11 protein-coding genes and 1 tRNA gene are annotated in these 15,877 nt (G+C 55.8%); 4 read left to right on the top strand and 8 right to left on the bottom strand.

The features are described from left to right. Positions 1-4: 4 nt before the first annotated feature. From CA832_RS09800 to CA832_RS09765, 8 genes are all read right to left on the bottom strand, one after another. Positions 5-493, bottom strand: coding sequence for a hypothetical protein (locus tag CA832_RS09800; RefSeq protein ID WP_088341448.1), 489 nt, complete (start codon positions 491-493; stop codon positions 5-7). Positions 494-923: 430 nt separating this feature from the next. Continuing rightward, positions 924-998 (bottom strand) — tRNA-Val (locus tag CA832_RS09795). Positions 999-1,056: 58 nt separating this feature from the next. After that, a complete protein-coding gene (locus CA832_RS09790; protein WP_088341447.1) occupies positions 1,057-2,268 on the bottom strand; it encodes a bifunctional folylpolyglutamate synthase/dihydrofolate synthase in 1,212 nt (403 codons plus the stop codon). Further along, positions 2,269-3,162 (bottom strand): energy transducer TonB, encoded by an 894-nt coding sequence (locus CA832_RS09785; RefSeq protein ID WP_088341446.1) that lies wholly within the window; start codon positions 3,160-3,162, stop codon positions 2,269-2,271. Beyond that, the gene (locus tag CA832_RS09780; RefSeq protein WP_088341445.1) at positions 3,162-3,548 is read right to left on the bottom strand and encodes an ExbD/TolR family protein; all 387 of its coding nucleotides are present in this window, start codon (positions 3,546-3,548) and stop codon (positions 3,162-3,164) included. The genes CA832_RS09785 and CA832_RS09780 overlap by 1 nt, the downstream gene beginning before the upstream one ends. Positions 3,549-3,558: 10 nt before the next feature. Next, on the bottom strand, positions 3,559-4,251 hold the full coding sequence (locus CA832_RS09775) for a MotA/TolQ/ExbB proton channel family protein (protein ID WP_088341444.1): 693 nt from the start codon (positions 4,249-4,251) through the stop codon (positions 3,559-3,561). Positions 4,252-4,317: 66 nt separating this feature from the next. Next, the gene (gene nhaD / locus CA832_RS09770; protein ID WP_088341443.1) at positions 4,318-5,655 is read right to left on the bottom strand and encodes a sodium:proton antiporter NhaD; all 1,338 of its coding nucleotides are present in this window, start codon (positions 5,653-5,655) and stop codon (positions 4,318-4,320) included. Between the two features lie 13 nt (positions 5,656-5,668). Then, the gene (locus CA832_RS09765) at positions 5,669-6,895 is read right to left on the bottom strand and encodes a Glu/Leu/Phe/Val dehydrogenase dimerization domain-containing protein (protein WP_088341942.1); all 1,227 of its coding nucleotides are present in this window, start codon (positions 6,893-6,895) and stop codon (positions 5,669-5,671) included. A 217-nt stretch (positions 6,896-7,112) separates the two neighbouring features. On the opposite strand from CA832_RS09765, the gene CA832_RS09760 reads away from it, so the two are divergent. From CA832_RS09760 to CA832_RS09745, 4 genes are all read left to right on the top strand, one after another. Next, the gene (locus CA832_RS09760) at positions 7,113-8,255 is read left to right on the top strand and encodes an acyl-CoA dehydrogenase family protein (RefSeq protein ID WP_088341442.1); all 1,143 of its coding nucleotides are present in this window, start codon (positions 7,113-7,115) and stop codon (positions 8,253-8,255) included. Positions 8,256-8,647: 392 nt separating this feature from the next. Beyond that, positions 8,648-13,147, top strand: coding sequence for a glutamate synthase large subunit (gltB, locus tag CA832_RS09755; RefSeq protein WP_088341441.1), 4,500 nt, complete (start codon positions 8,648-8,650; stop codon positions 13,145-13,147). 1 nt (position 13,148) lies between these two features. After that, complete coding sequence (locus CA832_RS09750; RefSeq protein WP_088341440.1) at positions 13,149-14,615, top strand: glutamate synthase subunit beta; 1,467 nt, start codon at positions 13,149-13,151, stop codon at positions 14,613-14,615. Between the two features lie 87 nt (positions 14,616-14,702). After that, on the top strand, positions 14,703-15,659 hold the full coding sequence (locus tag CA832_RS09745; protein ID WP_233131782.1) for a hypothetical protein: 957 nt from the start codon (positions 14,703-14,705) through the stop codon (positions 15,657-15,659). Positions 15,660-15,877: the final 218 nt, after the last annotated feature.

The following is a 15,877-nucleotide window of genomic DNA, read 5'->3' as shown; positions in this document are numbered from 1 at the left end:
GTTGTTATTTCAGGCCCTTGCGAAGGGCCTCCTGCATGGGGGGCGGGAGCTGTAAATCCCGCACGGCCCGCTCCGGGGTAGGGTACAGCAGGAGCAAGGCAATCCAGAGAGCCAGGGCCACCCCCAGATACGCGGCGTTCCCGGAAGTGCCATAGGCCGAAAGTGCCAGAAAGCCAGGGGCTTCCAAAAGGGCATACCGGGTAAGGCAGGCCGACAGGTACCCGTTCATCCGGGCCTGCAGGGTTTCCAATTTTGTAACAGCGCTGAGTTGCTGGCGGAATACCACCGACCCCGCAAGAATCCCACCCATCGCCAACAGGGGTATCCCATACGGGAACAGGTAATCCATTTGCCCCCAGGCCATCTCCGCACCCCCAACCCTGTTGAACTGCACCAGGCCAAAAATGGTCAGGCCGGCCAGCAGCGCCAGGTGGATGATACGGTGTGTACGAAAAAAGCCCTTGGGAGAAAATTCGGAGGAGGCGGGTTCCATGGCAGGATAGGTTGGTTGGATAAAGATAGGGGATTCTTGCTCATTGTATACCGATTCTGTCGCAGATGAAACTGGTATACATCTGCATCCGCGGCTGTAAACTTGACCCCGGCTGAAGTAAGGGATCTCCAAAACAGTTAGGCTGCGCTTGTGATCCAAAGTGGGACCACTACTGCAAATAATCAAACCCCGCAGCCCCTTTCGGGCCTGCTGTGTTTTTTTCATTTCAAGAGAAAGCTCGAACAAGTTTGGTTGGATTACAGGCTGCGCCTGTGATCCAAAGTGGGGCCGCGGCTGCAAATAGACAAACCCCGCAGTCCCTTGCGGGCCTGCTGTGTTTTTTCATTTCCGGAGAAAGCTCAAACGAGTTTGGCTTTCTCTTGAAATGAAAAAACCCCGCAACTTTCGTTGCGGGGTTTTCTGCTTGATGTGGGCCCTGTTGGATTCGAACCAACGACCCCCTGCTTGTAAGGCAGGTGCTCTGAACCAACTGAGCTAAGAGCCCGTAAAGGGTGTGCAAATATAGAATCGTTTTTTGGTTCCCAAAAGAAAAAAAGAAAAAATCAGAGGACTTCGGCTACCGTAAAGGTACTGCCTCCTACGAAGATGAGGTCCTCGGGTTCGGCTGCGGAAAGGGCGGCGGAGTAGGCCTCTGGGATGGTGCTGAAACGTCTGTATTTCAGGCCTTCTGCTTCCAGGGCATCGGCAAGGCTTTCCACAGGCATCCCCCGGGGAATCCCCATGGGGGCAATATGGAAAAGGGCATCGGCAGGCAGCAGGGGCAGGATCTTATCCAGGGGCTTGCCCTTAACAAAGGCCAGGACAAAATACAGGTGGCGGTACTGTTGGGCCGAGAGCTGATTCATCACCAGCTCCAGGCCTTCGATGTTGTGAGCGGTATCGCAGAGGACGCGTGGGTGTTCCTGCAGGATCTGCCAGCGCCCCATCAGGCCGGTGTTCTGCTGCACGTGCATCAGCCCTTTGGAGATGTGCGTATGGGAAACGGCAAACCCCTGCAAGGCCTGCAGGGTAGCCAGCACGCCTTTGATGTTCTTCTGCTGGTAGGCCCCCAGGAGGGAAACCGGGTACTCCGGCCAGGTGTGCTGGTCGGCGAATGTAATTGGGGCCTCCTGGCCGGCGGCCACTTCCCGGAAAACATCGGCCACCCCGGGCTGGGTCTCGCTGACCACGACCGGGATACCTTTTTTGATAATCCCCGCTTTTTCCCGGGCTATCTTCAGCAGGTCGTCGCCCAGGAATTCCATGTGGTCCATCCCGATATTGGTGATAAGGCTCACCATGGGGGTAATGATATTGGTGGCATCCAGGCGGCCGCCCAGGCCCACCTCCACCACAGCGACATCCACTTCCTCCCGGGCAAAGCGGGCATAGGCCATACCAACGGTAAGTTCAAAAAAAGAAAGGCCCGCTGCTTCTATATAGGCTTTGTTTTCCTCTATAAAACCGGTCACAAAGTCCTCGGAAACAGGGTTCCCGTTAATGCGGATTCGTTCCCGGAAATCCTTCAGGTGGGGGGAGGTATACAGCCCCACTCTGTACCCGGCTTCCTGCAGGACAGATGCCAGCATATGGCTGCTGGAACCCTTGCCATTGGTCCCGGCTACGTGGATGCTTTTAAATTGCTGGTGCGGGTGGCCCAGGTGGGCCGAGAAAGCGCGGATAGGCTCCAGTTTTCCGCTGTAGGCTGCGGCGCCTCTTTGCTGGTACATGGGAAGCCTGGCGAACATCCACTCCAGCGTCTGGCTGTAATCCATTTATTGCCCCAGTTTGAAATTAACCACCACAAAACCCACCTGTCGGGCAGGTGCGTTGGAATCCAAATTCCACTTGTGGAGGAAAGCTGTCTTGCGGGCAGGTTCCAACAGGCAGGGGTGGTTGTTGGTGGTACCCCGTACCCCCGGGGTGGCCTCCACTACCCGTCCGTTGCGGTCTACTGTAATCTTGACCACCACGCGCCCTTCCTGGTTGCAGTCCTGCTGCACCTTGCCGTTGCTCACCAAAGACCTGCCGCTAAGGCCGTATCCGCTGGTACCGCTCCCGGTACCCGGTGCCCCGTAATAGGTCGTGGCATAGGGGTCGCCTCCCGGCTGGCCTTTGTCCCCGGGACGGTTGTCGTCCCCTTCACTGCCCTCGGCAGTGCCCTCAGAGGTATTCAGCCCGCCCATCATAGCGTCCAGTTCCCGCTTTTTGGCTTCCTGTTCGCGGCGGATTCGTTCGGCTTCGGCCTGCCGCTCCTGCTCGCGCCGGGCCTCTTCCTCCCGCGCCTTTCGGGGGGCCTCTTCGGCGCGTTTCTGAGCTTCCTCTTCCGGGTTGATTTTTACCGATTCCTCCGTGTCCTGTGTCAGGACATTTTCCGTGGGGGCCTCGGTGGCGGCGGGGGTGGGGTCCACTTCCGGCTCGGTTACCGGTTCGGGCTCGGACACTTCGGGCTCTTCCGCGGGCTCAGGTTGCTGGCGGCGTACCGGTTCCAGGGGCTGGGTATCGCCCATACCGAATTCCATGGTGCCCAGGTTTACGGTAATCCCGCTTTCCTCCGGCGGGTCCATATAGGTAAGTCCGATGTAAAAAAGCAACAGGACAAGTGCGCTCAACAGGAGGGTGGTGAGCGTAAAGGACTTCTTCTTGTGCTTGGTATCTAACAGCGCCATCAGTTGGGACGCACTGCCAGGATCACTTTGTACTGGTTACGGTTGGCGATATCCATCACACGCACGGCTTCCTTGATTGCCACGCTCTCCTCGGCCCGCAGTATAATAGTCGGGTTTTCCTGATCCTTCAGCGCCTTTTTTAGTTCAATTTCAATGTATTCTCCGTTAATCTGCTGGTTGTTCACAAAATACTGCAGGTCCCGGTTAATGGTAACCGAAACATTCTGGGTATTCGTGGATTTTCCCCTTGCCTTGGGTAGCAGCAGATCCAGGGCATTGGGCGAGTTGGCGGTCAGCATAAAAAAGATGAGCAACAAGAATACGATGTCCGTCATGGAGGACATGCTGAATTCCGGGCTGATCTTGTTGCGTCCTTTCAGTTTCATGGGAAGGGTCTTAAACGGGTTCGCTCAAAAGGTCGAGGAACTCCACGGCGTTGGCTTCCATCTTGTGGACCACCTTGTCGGTGCGGTTCACCAGGTGGTTGTAGCCCACATAGGCGATAATGCCCACTACCAGGCCTGCAACCGTGGTAGTCATGGCCGTATAGATCCCGGAGGCCAGGGCCCCCATTTCAGCCTGTCCGCCACTGGTTGCCATCTGGTGGAAGGCCAGGATCATCCCGATAACGGTCCCCAGAAACCCGATCATGGGTGCGGCACCGGCTACGGTGGCCAGCACGCTGACGTTCTTTTCCAGCTTGTATACCTCCAAGGTCCCGGCGTTTTCTATGGCCGTATTGATCGTATCCAGGGGTTTGCCGATATGGGATATTCCCTTCTCGGTAAGTCGGGCTACGGGGCTGTCGGTTTGGGCGCAGAGGATCTTGGCCGCCTCCAGCTTACCCCCCATCACGTGGTCCCGGATCTGGTTCATGAAATTCTTGTCGATCTTGGAAGCCGCCTTGATGGCGAGCAGCCGCTCGAAGTAGATGTACATGGCCACGGCCAGCATCACAAACAGCACGGAGATGATCACGATACTTCCGGTACCCCCGTTAAAGATCAGGTCGATTACAGACAGGGTTTTCTCCTCGGACGCGATTTCACCCAGCTGGGTGTCGTCCATGGCATCCTGAAACAAGAGCATAGGTTCTCAGTTAAATGTTGCTACTAATAACGGGGTTTTGGGTTTTTAAGTATCCCCCTTGCAAAATTATACGTTCAGCACAAAGTCGCGTAGCAGGATAAAAGTAACGGCGCCCGCCAGGAAGCCCGCGAGGGCCAGCCAGGCAATCTTGCGCAGGTACCAGAAGAAATCGATTTTCTCCATCCCCATAGCCACAACCCCGGCGGCGGAACCAATGATGAGCATACTGCCCCCGGTCCCGGCAGAGTAGGCGATAAAGTGCCACAGCGGGTTATCCAGTTCTGCGGAGAACATCCCCATACTGGCCGCTACCAGAGGTACGTTATCGATTACAGCAGACCCCGCCCCAAGCAGGAGTACTACGATATCTGTGTTGGGGATGGCCTCGTTGAGGCTTTCGGCATAGTGGAACAGGTATCCGAGCGACTCCAGGGCGGCAACGGCTAAAAGGATACCCAGGAAAAAGAGGATACTGGGCAGCTCGATTTTCGACAGGGAGGCATGCACCGGGCTGTGGGAGGCATGGGCATCGCTCTCTTCCTTGTCTACCGAGGAGATGCTGAATTTGGCACTGCTGTAGATTTCCGCAAAGGTAGCCACCACGGCCAGGGAGAGCATCATCCCCACATAGGGAGGCAGGTGGGTAATGGTCTTGAAAAACGGCACAAAAACAATAGCCCCGAGGCCCAGGTAGAGCATGACCGGGCCGTACTTGGATTTGGGCTTGTCCTCATCGGTCATGCCGGATTCCAGCTGGCCTGAGAAGACCTTGCTCCTGCTGGCGATAAAAGTGGGCACCAGGGTACACATGATGGAGGGCAGCAATACGTGCTCGATGAGCGACAGGGCGGAGACCTTGTTGGCAATCCAGAGCATGGTGGTGGTAACGTCCCCTATGGGCGACCAGGCACCCCCGGCGTTGGCGTTTATGATGATAAGACCTGCAAACCAGAGGCGGGCCTCCCGGTCCTTGATTACCTTTTGAAGGATGGTAACCAGGACGATGGTTGCCGTAAGGTTGTCGATAATGGCAGAGAGGATAAAGGCCAGGATGGAAAACATCCACAACAGCTTGCGCTTGCTCCGCGTGCGTATGTATCCCTTAATGGTGGCGAAGCCGTCGAAGTAGTCGATGATCTCCACAATGGTCATGGCCCCCAGCAGGAAGACCAGTATTTCTGCGGTCTTGCCCAAATGGTGAAGCAGGATTTCATCCAGGTGCGTGGGCTCCAGCTCCTTGAGCTCCGCATTGACCTCGAACACCGGCAGGTGCGCCAGGGCAATTACCGCCCAGAGGATGGCCATCATGGCCAGGGCGGGGATGAGTTTGTCTATTTTCAGATTGTGCTCCAGGGTAATGGCCAGGTATCCGACCAGAAAAATGATGATAATAAGGGTTTCCATGGATAGGTTCGTTTTAGACGAGTTGGTTAAGTGCTATCTCAAATGCCGTTTGGCTGACATTCTTTCCTGTTGGATTTTGCTTAAATATATTCAAAATTGCCCTTTTTATGGTCTGGGAAGTGTCATTAAAAATGGAAGCATCGTCCATCGCCACCCGGTGCTCCATAAAGTAGGCAAAAACGCGGGCCATGCCACAATTGGAGATAAAATCCGGTATTAGGCTGACGCGCTGGTCGGTATGCTCCATAATGGGCCCGAAAAAGATCTCCCGGTCCGCAAACGGGACGTTGGCCCCGCAGCTGACCACTTCGAGCCCGGTGCGGATCAGGGTGTCGATCTGCTCCAGGGTAACCAGGCGTGAAGCCGCACAGGGCGCAAAGATCTCCGCCTGCATTTCCCAGACTTTTCGGTTCATCTCTTCGAAGGGGATCAGCTGGTCGGCTACCAGGGCGTTGCCCTTTTTCTTCCGGAACAGCTCTACGATTTCCTCAAAGGAGAAGCCCTCTGGGTTCATCACCCCCCCGGTGCGGTCTATGATCCCCACAACGCGGGCCCCCATCTTGGAGAGATAAAAGGCCGCAGCCCCGCCCACATTGCCGAAGCCCTGTACAATGGCGCGCTTTCCCTTTACATCCCCCCCATGGATCTCGTAGTAGTGGCGCACGGCCTCGGCTACGCCAAAACCGGTAATCATATCCGCCACCGTGTATTTCTTGGACAGGTCCGGGGAGTAATCCGGGCTTTCCAGGACCTTGATCACCCCCATCCGCAACTGGCCGATCCTGTTGATCTTATCGGCCTCGGAGGGCCGGAAATGCCCGTTGAACACCCCTTCCTGCGGGTGCCAGACCCCGGCATCCTCAGTGATGGGGATCACCTCGTGGGTTTCGTCCACGTTCAGGTCCCCCCCTGTGCCATAATAGGATTTCAGCAAGGGCGCCACCGCGTGGTACCAGCGCTCCAGGACACCGCGTTTACGGGGGTCGTCCGGGTTAAAATTAATCCCGGATTTGGCACCGCCTATGGGCGGGCCGGAAACGGTGAATTTCACCTCCATGGTCTTGGCCAGGGAGAGCACCTCATTTTCGTCAAGGCCTTCCCGCATGCGGGTTCCCCCTCCGGCTGCACCCCCCCTTAGGGAGTTGATAACCGCCCAGCCTTCGGCCTCGGTTTCCGGATCCTTCCAGTGGAAAACAATCTCAGGAGCCTTGTTTTCGTACCGCTCCAGCAGTTCTTTCATCAGCATATCCGATGGTTTTTCGGTGGGCCCGGTTCGGGACAGGCCGGAAACAAATATAGGAATTACACCAACCCTGAACCCAAAATTCTCAGGGGAGGGGGCTGGAAATGGGTGCGAATGCCCCTTTAAATATTCGCAATACACCCTCGGTTTTATTGAATTTCTTGTAAGCAGGTGCTATCTTTGCAGTACTTCATTGACAGAATCACAATACCCTATGAACTTCACCCTGACCGAAGAACAACGCATGGTGCAGCAGGCTGCCCGCGATTTTGCACAAACCGAGCTCCTTCCGGGAGTCATCGAACGGGACGAGAAACAGGAATTCCCTGCAGAGGCTGTTCGCAAAATGGGCGAATTGGGCTTTATGGGGATGATGGTGGACCCGCAATACGGCGGCAGCGGCCTGGATACCCTTTCCTACGTCCTGGTTATGGAGGAACTCTCCAAGGTAGACGCCTCGGCCTCCGTTGTGGTATCGGTCAACAATTCCCTGGTATGCTGGGGCCTGGAGACCTATGGGAATGAGGAGCAAAAAGCCAAGTACCTCACACGCCTGGCCACTGGGGAGATCATCGGGGCCTTCTGCCTTTCCGAGCCGGAAGCCGGAAGTGATGCCACCTCCCAGAAAACCACGGCCCTGGATAAAGGGGACCACTATGTACTGAACGGCACCAAAAACTGGATTACCAATGGCTCCAGCGCCGATGTGTACCTGGTTATTGCCCAGACCTATCCGGAAAAAGGCCACAAGGGCATCAACGCCCTTATTGTGGAGAAAGGCATGCCCGGGTTTGAGATCGGGCCGAAGGAACAGAAGATGGGGATTCGCGGCAGCGACACCCACTCCCTGATCTTTAACGACGTGATTGTACCCAAGGAAAACCGGATTGGCGAAGACGGCTTCGGCTTCAAATTCGCCATGAAGACCCTGGCAGGAGGCCGTATCGGCATTGCCGCGCAAGCCCTCGGTATTGCCGCCGGGGCTTACGACCTGGCCCGCTCCTATTCCAAACAGCGCAAGGCCTTCGGTACGGAAATAGCCAACCACCAGGCCATTGCCTTTAAACTGGCCGACATGCACACCCAGATCGAGGCCGCCCGCATGCTGGTCTATCGTTCCGCTATGGATAAGGACACGGGCGGGGATTACGACCTCTCCGGGGCCATGGCCAAACTCTATGCCTCTGAGGTAGCCATGCAAACCGCTGTGGAAGCTGTCCAGATCCATGGAGGCAACGGGTACGTTAAGGAGTACCATGTGGAACGCCTGATGCGGGATGCCAAGATCACACAGATCTACGAAGGCACCTCGGAAATACAGCGCATCGTGATTTCAAGGAGCATTCTGCGCGACTAAATCCGGAATCCGGGTTATTGCACCCCTTTTTTTCGCTGCTATTTCCGGCAAAAGCATTTCTCTTTGAAACAGTACCCCCTGCATTTTAGGGGTTACAACCCTAATCTCATGTCCTTGAAGTAAAACACCCCCTTAAGGAGCCATGAATCCCACCCGGAAAGGCTGTGCGTTACGGTATCGCTAATTCCCCCCGCTTCATTTTTTCAAATTCCGAATAATTGAACGTTTTTTTATAAACGCTGAATTTTTTTCAGGATATCACAAATTCCCTTGAATTTATGATACCGTTTATGCTATTTTTGAGCGAATCGTGCAATCCGAATTCACGTGTATTCCCTTTGTATACAAGGGGTTGACTAAGGATCGGAAGGCACACGCTTAAAGCAGCAACTATGAAAGAGCAGGGCCTGTACCTCCCCGAATTTGAGCACGACAATTGCGGCGCCGGATTTATCTGTAGCCTGAAAGGCCGCAAGTCCAATGACATTATCCATAAAGCCCTGGAAATCCTCGAGAAACTCGAGCACCGCGGTGCGGTAAGCGCCGATGGGAAAACGGGGGACGGGGCAGGGATCCTGATCGATATCCCCCATGAATTCTTTACCAAGGTATGCGGGTTTGACCTCCCGGAACCCGGGCAGTATGCCGTGGCCAATGTTTTCCTGCCACAGCGGGAGAACCAGCGCGCCTTTTGTACGGACTTGCTGGAGCAGCAGTTCCGCGCCCAGGGCCTCGAACTGCTGGGGTGGCGGGATGTTCCCGTCAACCGCCGGGTGCCGGGGCGTATCGCGGCGGAAACCGAGCCGTTTGTAAAACAGGTCTTTATAGGCAAAGGGGTGTCGGAATCGGACTTCGATTTTAACCGAAGGCTCTTTGTGGCCCGCAAGGTTACCGAGCATGCGGTTATCGACTCCAAGCTATCCGAGCGGGGATATTTTTATGTTCCCAGCCTCTCCACGCGGATCATCATCTTTAAGGGGCTTTTGATGCCCATGGATATTAAACTGTACTATAAGGACCTGATGGACCCCAGGGTGGTTACCCGTCTGGCCCTGGTACACCAGCGGTTCTCGACCAACACCTTTCCCACCTGGGATTTGGCCCAGCCCTTCCGCTACATGTGCCACAACGGGGAAATCAACACCCTCAGGGGAAATGTCTCCCGCATGCGCTCCCGGGAGGAGCTTATGGAAAGCGATTGGTTCGGGGACGACATTAAAGCCATCCTCCCGGTAATCCTGCCCGGGAAATCGGACTCGGCTACCATGGATATGGTGGTGGAGCTGCTGCTGATGACCGGCCGTTCCCTGCCGGAAGTCATGATGATGCTGGTGCCGGAAGCCTGGGAGAAAAACCCGGACATGTCCGATTCCAAAAAAGCCTTTTACGAATTCAATTCCTGCCTGATGGAACCCTGGGACGGACCGGCCTCCATCCCCTTTACAGACGGCAACTACATAGGGGCTGTCCTGGACCGAAACGGCCTGAGGCCCTCCCGGTACTCGGTAACCAAGGACGGCTACGTGGTCATGTCCTCGGAAACCGGGGTCCTGGATTTGGAGCCCGAGAATATAGAATTCCACGGCAGACTGGAGCCGGGTCGGATGTTCCTGGTCAATATGGAAGAGGGGCGAATCGTAAACGACGAGGAAATCAAAGAAGAAATTGCCGGAAGGTACCCGTACCGGGAATGGCTCAACAAGAACCTGGTCCACCTCAGGGATATTCCCTACCGGGATTGCCCGCTCTTTCTGGGAGAGGTCTCCCTGGAAAAACGCAAAGCCGCCTTCGGCTATACCCAGGAGGACATCAATACCATTATCCTGCCCATGAGCAAGGCCGGGAAGGAGCCCATCGGGTCTATGGGCTCGGATACCCCCATTGCCGTGCTCTCGGAACGCCCTCAGCTGATCTACAATTACTTCAAGCAACTCTTCGCCCAGGTGACCAACCCACCCCTGGACGGGATTCGCGAAGAGCTGATCTGCGACATCAGCCTTACACTGGGAAGCGACCAGAATCTTTTTGAAATCAACCCCCTGCACTGCCGCAAACTCAAGATCCAGAACCCGGTTATTTCCAAGGAGGACCTGGACAAAATCAAGAACTACGACAGCAGCCCGGATTACAAGGTAGTGTCCATCCCCATGCTCTACGAGGTGAACCGGGGGCACAACGGTTTGGAAGACGCCCTGGAAGACATCCTGGCCCAGGCCTGCGACGCCATCGACCAGGAGGCCAATATCATCATCCTCTCGGACCGCAGCGTGAGCCCCACCATGGCGCCCATCCCGGCCCTGCTGGCGACCTCCTTTGTAAACAGCGGCCTTCGGAAAATGGGCAAACGCTCCAAACTCAGTATTATCGTGGAGTCTGCAGAACCGAGGGAAGTGCACCATTTTGCCCTGTTGTTCGGATTCGGGGCCAGCGCCATCAACCCCTACCTGGTCAATGAGATCATCGCGGAGCAGATCGAGGAGCAGAACCTGACTGACATCAACTTTGAGGAGGCCATTGCCCATTACAACAAGGCCATTGGCAAGGGTATCCTGAAGGTTATGAACAAAATCGGGATTTCCACCCTGAACTCCTACCGGGGGTCGCAGCTCTTTGAGTGCATCGGCCTGAACAAGGCCTTGGTGGAAAAATACTTCCCCACCACCCCGACCCGTATCCAGGGAATCGGGCTTTACGAACTGGAAAAGGAAGTGGCCCTGCGCCACCACAACGCATTCGACCGCAAAGACCTGGCGGCCAAACTCGACCTGGAGATAGGCGGGGAATACCGCTGGCGCCGGGACGGGGAAAAACACATGTTCAACCCCCTTACTATTGCCAAACTCCAGAAGGCAGTCCGCCAGAATGAACCTAGCACCTACAAGGAATACGCCGAGCTGGTAAACGAGCAGTCCCGCCACCTGATGACGATCCGCGGGCTGTTTGAATTCTCGAACTACGACCCCATCCCGCTGGAAGAAGTGGAGCCCTGGACCGAGATCGTAAAACGCTTCAAGACCGGAGCCATGTCCTACGGGTCCATCAGCAAGGAAGCCCACGAAAACCTGGCCATAGCCATGAACCGTATCGGAGGCAAGAGCAACTCCGGGGAAGGGGGCGAAGACGCCGAGCGGTTCTACCGCAGCCAGACCGGCGACTGGAAGAACAGCGCCATCAAGCAGGTGGCCTCCGGGCGCTTTGGCGTGACCTCCAACTACCTCTCCAACGCCCAGGAAATCCAGATAAAAATGGCCCAGGGCGCCAAACCGGGCGAAGGGGGGCAACTCCCGGGGCCGAAAGTAAACCCCTCCATCGCCAAAACACGGAATTCAACGCCCTATGTGGGTCTGATTTCCCCTCCCCCACACCACGATATTTACTCTATAGAGGACCTCTCTCAACTGATTTACGACCTGAAATCGGCCAACCGGGAGGCCCGGATCAATGTGAAGCTCGTTTCCGAAGTTGGGGTGGGCACCGTTGCGGCAGGGGTTTCCAAGGCCAAGGCCGATGTGATCCTTATATCGGGCCACGACGGAGGTACCGGGGCCTCGCCCCTGACCTCCCTGAAACACGCCGGTCTTCCCTGGGAACTCGGGATTTCCGAGGCACAGCAAACCCTGGTGATGAACGACCTGCGCAACCGGGTAGTCCTGGAATGCGACGGCCAGCTCAAAACCGGCCGGGACGTGGCCATTGCCTGCCTGCTGGGCGCCGAGGAATTTGGCTTTGCCACCGCACCCCTGGTGGCCTCCGGGTGTATCATGATGCGCGTGTGCCATCTGAATACCTGCCCGGTGGGGATTGCCACGCAGAACCCGGAACTCCGCAAAAAGTTCAAGGGCAAACCCGAGCATGTGGTCAATTATATGTATTTCGTGGCCGAGGAGCTGCGGCAGATCATGGCCAAACTCGGCTTCAGGACCGTTAATGAAATGGTGGGGCAGGTGCAGAAACTGGACCGGCGCAAAGCCATTGAGCACTACAAGGCACGGGGCCTGGACCTGAGTCCCATCCTCCACCAGGTAGCGGTACCCAAGGGCACCAAATTCTACAATACCACTTCACAGAAGCACAACATAGAAGCCTCCATAGAATTCGATATTATCGAAAAGGCGCACCCGGCCCTGTTCCGGAAGGAAAAAACCAGCCTGGATTTCCCCATCCACAATACCGATAGGGCGGTGGGAGCCATTATCAGTAATGAAATCTCGAAGATCTACGGGGCGGAAGGCCTGCCCGATAACACCCTCAGGCTGAATTTCACCGGTTCGGCGGGACAGAGTTTCGGGGCTTTCGCCACGCGCGGCCTTACGATGGTCGTAAACGGGAATACCAATGACTACCTCGGGAAAGGGCTCTCCGGAGCGCGCCTGGTGATCAAGGTACCCGGCGGGTCTACCCTGAAGCCGGAAGAGAATATCATTACGGGGAATGTATGCCTCTATGGGGCAACCTCAGGGGAAGCCTACATCAACGGCAAGGCCGGCGAACGCTTTTGTGTACGCAATTCCGGAGCCAGGGCCGTAGTAGAGGGGATCGGAGACCATGGCTGTGAATACATGACCGGGGGTATTGCCGTGATCCTCGGCAAGGTAGGGCGGAACTTCGGGGCCGGGATGAGCGGCGGGATTGCCTATGTACTGGACCAAGATGGAAGTTTCAGGAAAAAATGCAACCTGGAGACCCTTAACCTGCTCCCGGTGGAAGAGGACGCCGATGTAGCCGAGCTCAGGGGGCTGGTAGAGAACCACTACAATGCCACCTTCAGCCCACTGGCCCAGGAAATCCTGGAAAAATGGGAAAGTTACCTGCCGAAATTCGTAAAGGTATTCCCGGAAGAATACCGACAGGCACTCATACGATTGGAAAACGAACAGATAGAAACGATTTAAGATGGGCAAGATTACCGGATTTATGGAATACGAGCGCAAGGTGGAAGCCTATGCGCCGGTGGAGGACCGCCTGAAGCATTACCGCGAATTCACCAAACCCCTCCGGGAAAAGGAGATGCGGGACCAGGGCGCACGCTGTATGGATTGCGGAATCCCCTTCTGCCACAGCGGTTGCCCCCTGGGCAACCTTATCCCGGACTTCAACGACGCGGTGTATAAGGGCAAATGGGAGCAGGCTGCTAAAATCCTGCATTCCACCAACAACTTTCCCGAATTTACGGGCAGGCTGTGCCCCGCCCCGTGTGAGGAGGCCTGCGTCCTGGGCATTAACGAGGATCCGGTGAGTATAGAGAATATCGAAAAACAGATTGTGGAAACCGCTTTTGCCAAGGGGTGGGTCAAGGCCGAACCCCCGGCCCAGCGGAGCGGCATGAAAGTAGCCGTTATTGGTTCCGGCCCTTCCGGACTGGCCGCAGCCCAGCAACTGAACCGCGCCGGTCACCAGGTTACCGTTTTCGAACGGGATGAAAAACCCGGGGGCCTACTGCGTTTTGGTATCCCGGATTTCAAGATGGAAAAGCAGGTAATAGACCGCAGGTTGGACATCCTAATGGAGGAAGGTATCGAATTTAAATGCGGGGTTGAAGTAGGGAAAGACGTGAGTGCAGCCCAGCTACGGGAGGAATTTGACGCCCTCCTGCTGTGCGGCGGGGCCACAGTCCGCCGGACACTTCCCATCCCGGGAGCGGATCTGAAAGGGGTGGTACAAGCCATGGATTTCCTCTCCCAAAACAACCGCAAGGTGGCCGATAGCCCGTACAAAGGGGCCTCCCTGGATGCAGGCGGCAAGGATGTGATTGTCATTGGTGGCGGGGATACCGGTTCGGATTGCATCGGGACTTCTCTGCGGCAAGGGGCACGTTCCGTGTCTAATTTTGAAATTATGGGAAAACCACCGGTGGGGCGTCCGGAGAACCAACCCTGGCCTTTCTGGCCCATGCGGCTGCGCACCAGTTCCTCCCATAAGGAGGGGGCCGAGCGCTTCTTTAGCATTTCCACCAAAGCTTTTAAGGGCGATGCCGATGGAAACCTGAAAAGCCTGGTAACCGTGGAGGTGGAATGGAAGCAAAAACCCGGAGGCAGGCCTTCACTGGTAGAGCTGGAAGGCACGGAAAAGGAATGGCCCTGCGACCTGGCCCTTCTGGCCCTTGGTTTTACAGGCTCTGAAACAACCATTGCCGATGAATTAGGTCTTGACCTGGACCCCAGGACCAACATCAAAGCTCCAGCAACGGATTATCAGACGAATGTCCAGGGGGTGTTTGTTGCCGGGGACCAGCGCCGCGGTCAATCCCTGATCGTCTGGGCCATATCCGAGGGCAGGCAGGCCGCACACCATATAGATACCTATTTGACGGGCAGTTCGCAGCTGCCGCTGAAGGGGGAGGGAGACCTTCCGAGGATCTGAGGATTAGCTATAGGTTTCTAAAGAAAGGCCACGCGAAAGCGTGGCTTTTTTTAGTACCTTCTAAGGGCACAACCTAAACCCTTCACAATGAAAACAACCAACCATCCCATCTCAAGGTATGCCTTGGCCTGGCTGCTGGTTCCCGTACTAATCAGCTGCAAAAACGATCCCAAGCCCGAATCAAATAACACTGCGGAGCCCCTTCCCGAACCCAAAATCGTTTCGGTTACTACACGCTCCATGGAATTCATAGGAGCAGACACCATCACTTCCGGGTGGAATACTTTCGTATATGAAAACCTGTCTACCGAACCGCACTTTATCCTGTTGGACAAATACCCCGAAGGGGTTACTATCGACAATACGATACGCGAAGTAGCCCCGGCTTTTGAAGCCGGAATGGCCCAGATCATGGAAGGCAACATGGACGCTGCCATGGAAGCTTTTGGCACCTTGCCCGAGTGGTTCTCCCAGGTGGTATTTTCCGGGGGGACCGGATTGATTTCGCCTAAGCAAACAGCCATTACTACGGTAAAACTACTCCCGGGCTATTACATTATGGAGTGCTATGTCCGGATGCCGGACGGGCGGTTCCATACCTCTATGGGTATGGCCAAGGAATTTATCGTGACTGAAGAAGACAGCGGCCTGGAACCACCCGAGTACGATATTATGATCGATATAAGCAGGCAGAGCGGGATAAGCTGGAACGGGAAGCCAAGGGCCGGGAAAACCGTATTCCGGGTGGAATATGTAGACCAGACGGTACATGAACACTTTGTAGGGCACGACGTGAACCTGGTTGCCGTAGCACCGGGAGCAGACCTGGATGCCCTGGAAGCCTGGATGAACTGGGCTACGCCGGAAGGGCTGATGAGCTCTACCCTCCCTGATGGATTTACCTTCCTGGGCGGGACGAACGATGCCCCCATGGGTAGCATCCTGTATTTCGAGGCAGAGCTGAAACCCGGCACGTATGCACTGATTGCAGAAGTGCCCGAAAGCCGGAAAAAAGGGATGCTAAAGACCTTTATTGTAGATTGAGGGCCTGAACCCCCTTTGCAACGGGAGGGGGTATCTTCCCCCCGGGGGCGGGGCGTGGTGTTTGCCTTTTGCAGTGCCTCCGGGTAGTTTGGTTTCGGGGGCGGGGGTGTGCCCCATCTGCCTTGGGTTTCTACCAAAACAAAAGCCCCCCACCTGGCTGTGAAGGGCTACCTGTATCCAATAAAAAACCCCGAAGTAGAGCGAAGCTCACTTCGGGG

The sequence above is a fragment of the Robiginitalea sediminis genome, from assembly GCF_002198115.1.
In the GTDB taxonomy this organism is placed as follows: domain Bacteria; phylum Bacteroidota; class Bacteroidia; order Flavobacteriales; family Flavobacteriaceae; genus Robiginitalea; species Robiginitalea sediminis.
This window is presented reverse-complemented; position numbering and strand designations above follow the sequence as displayed.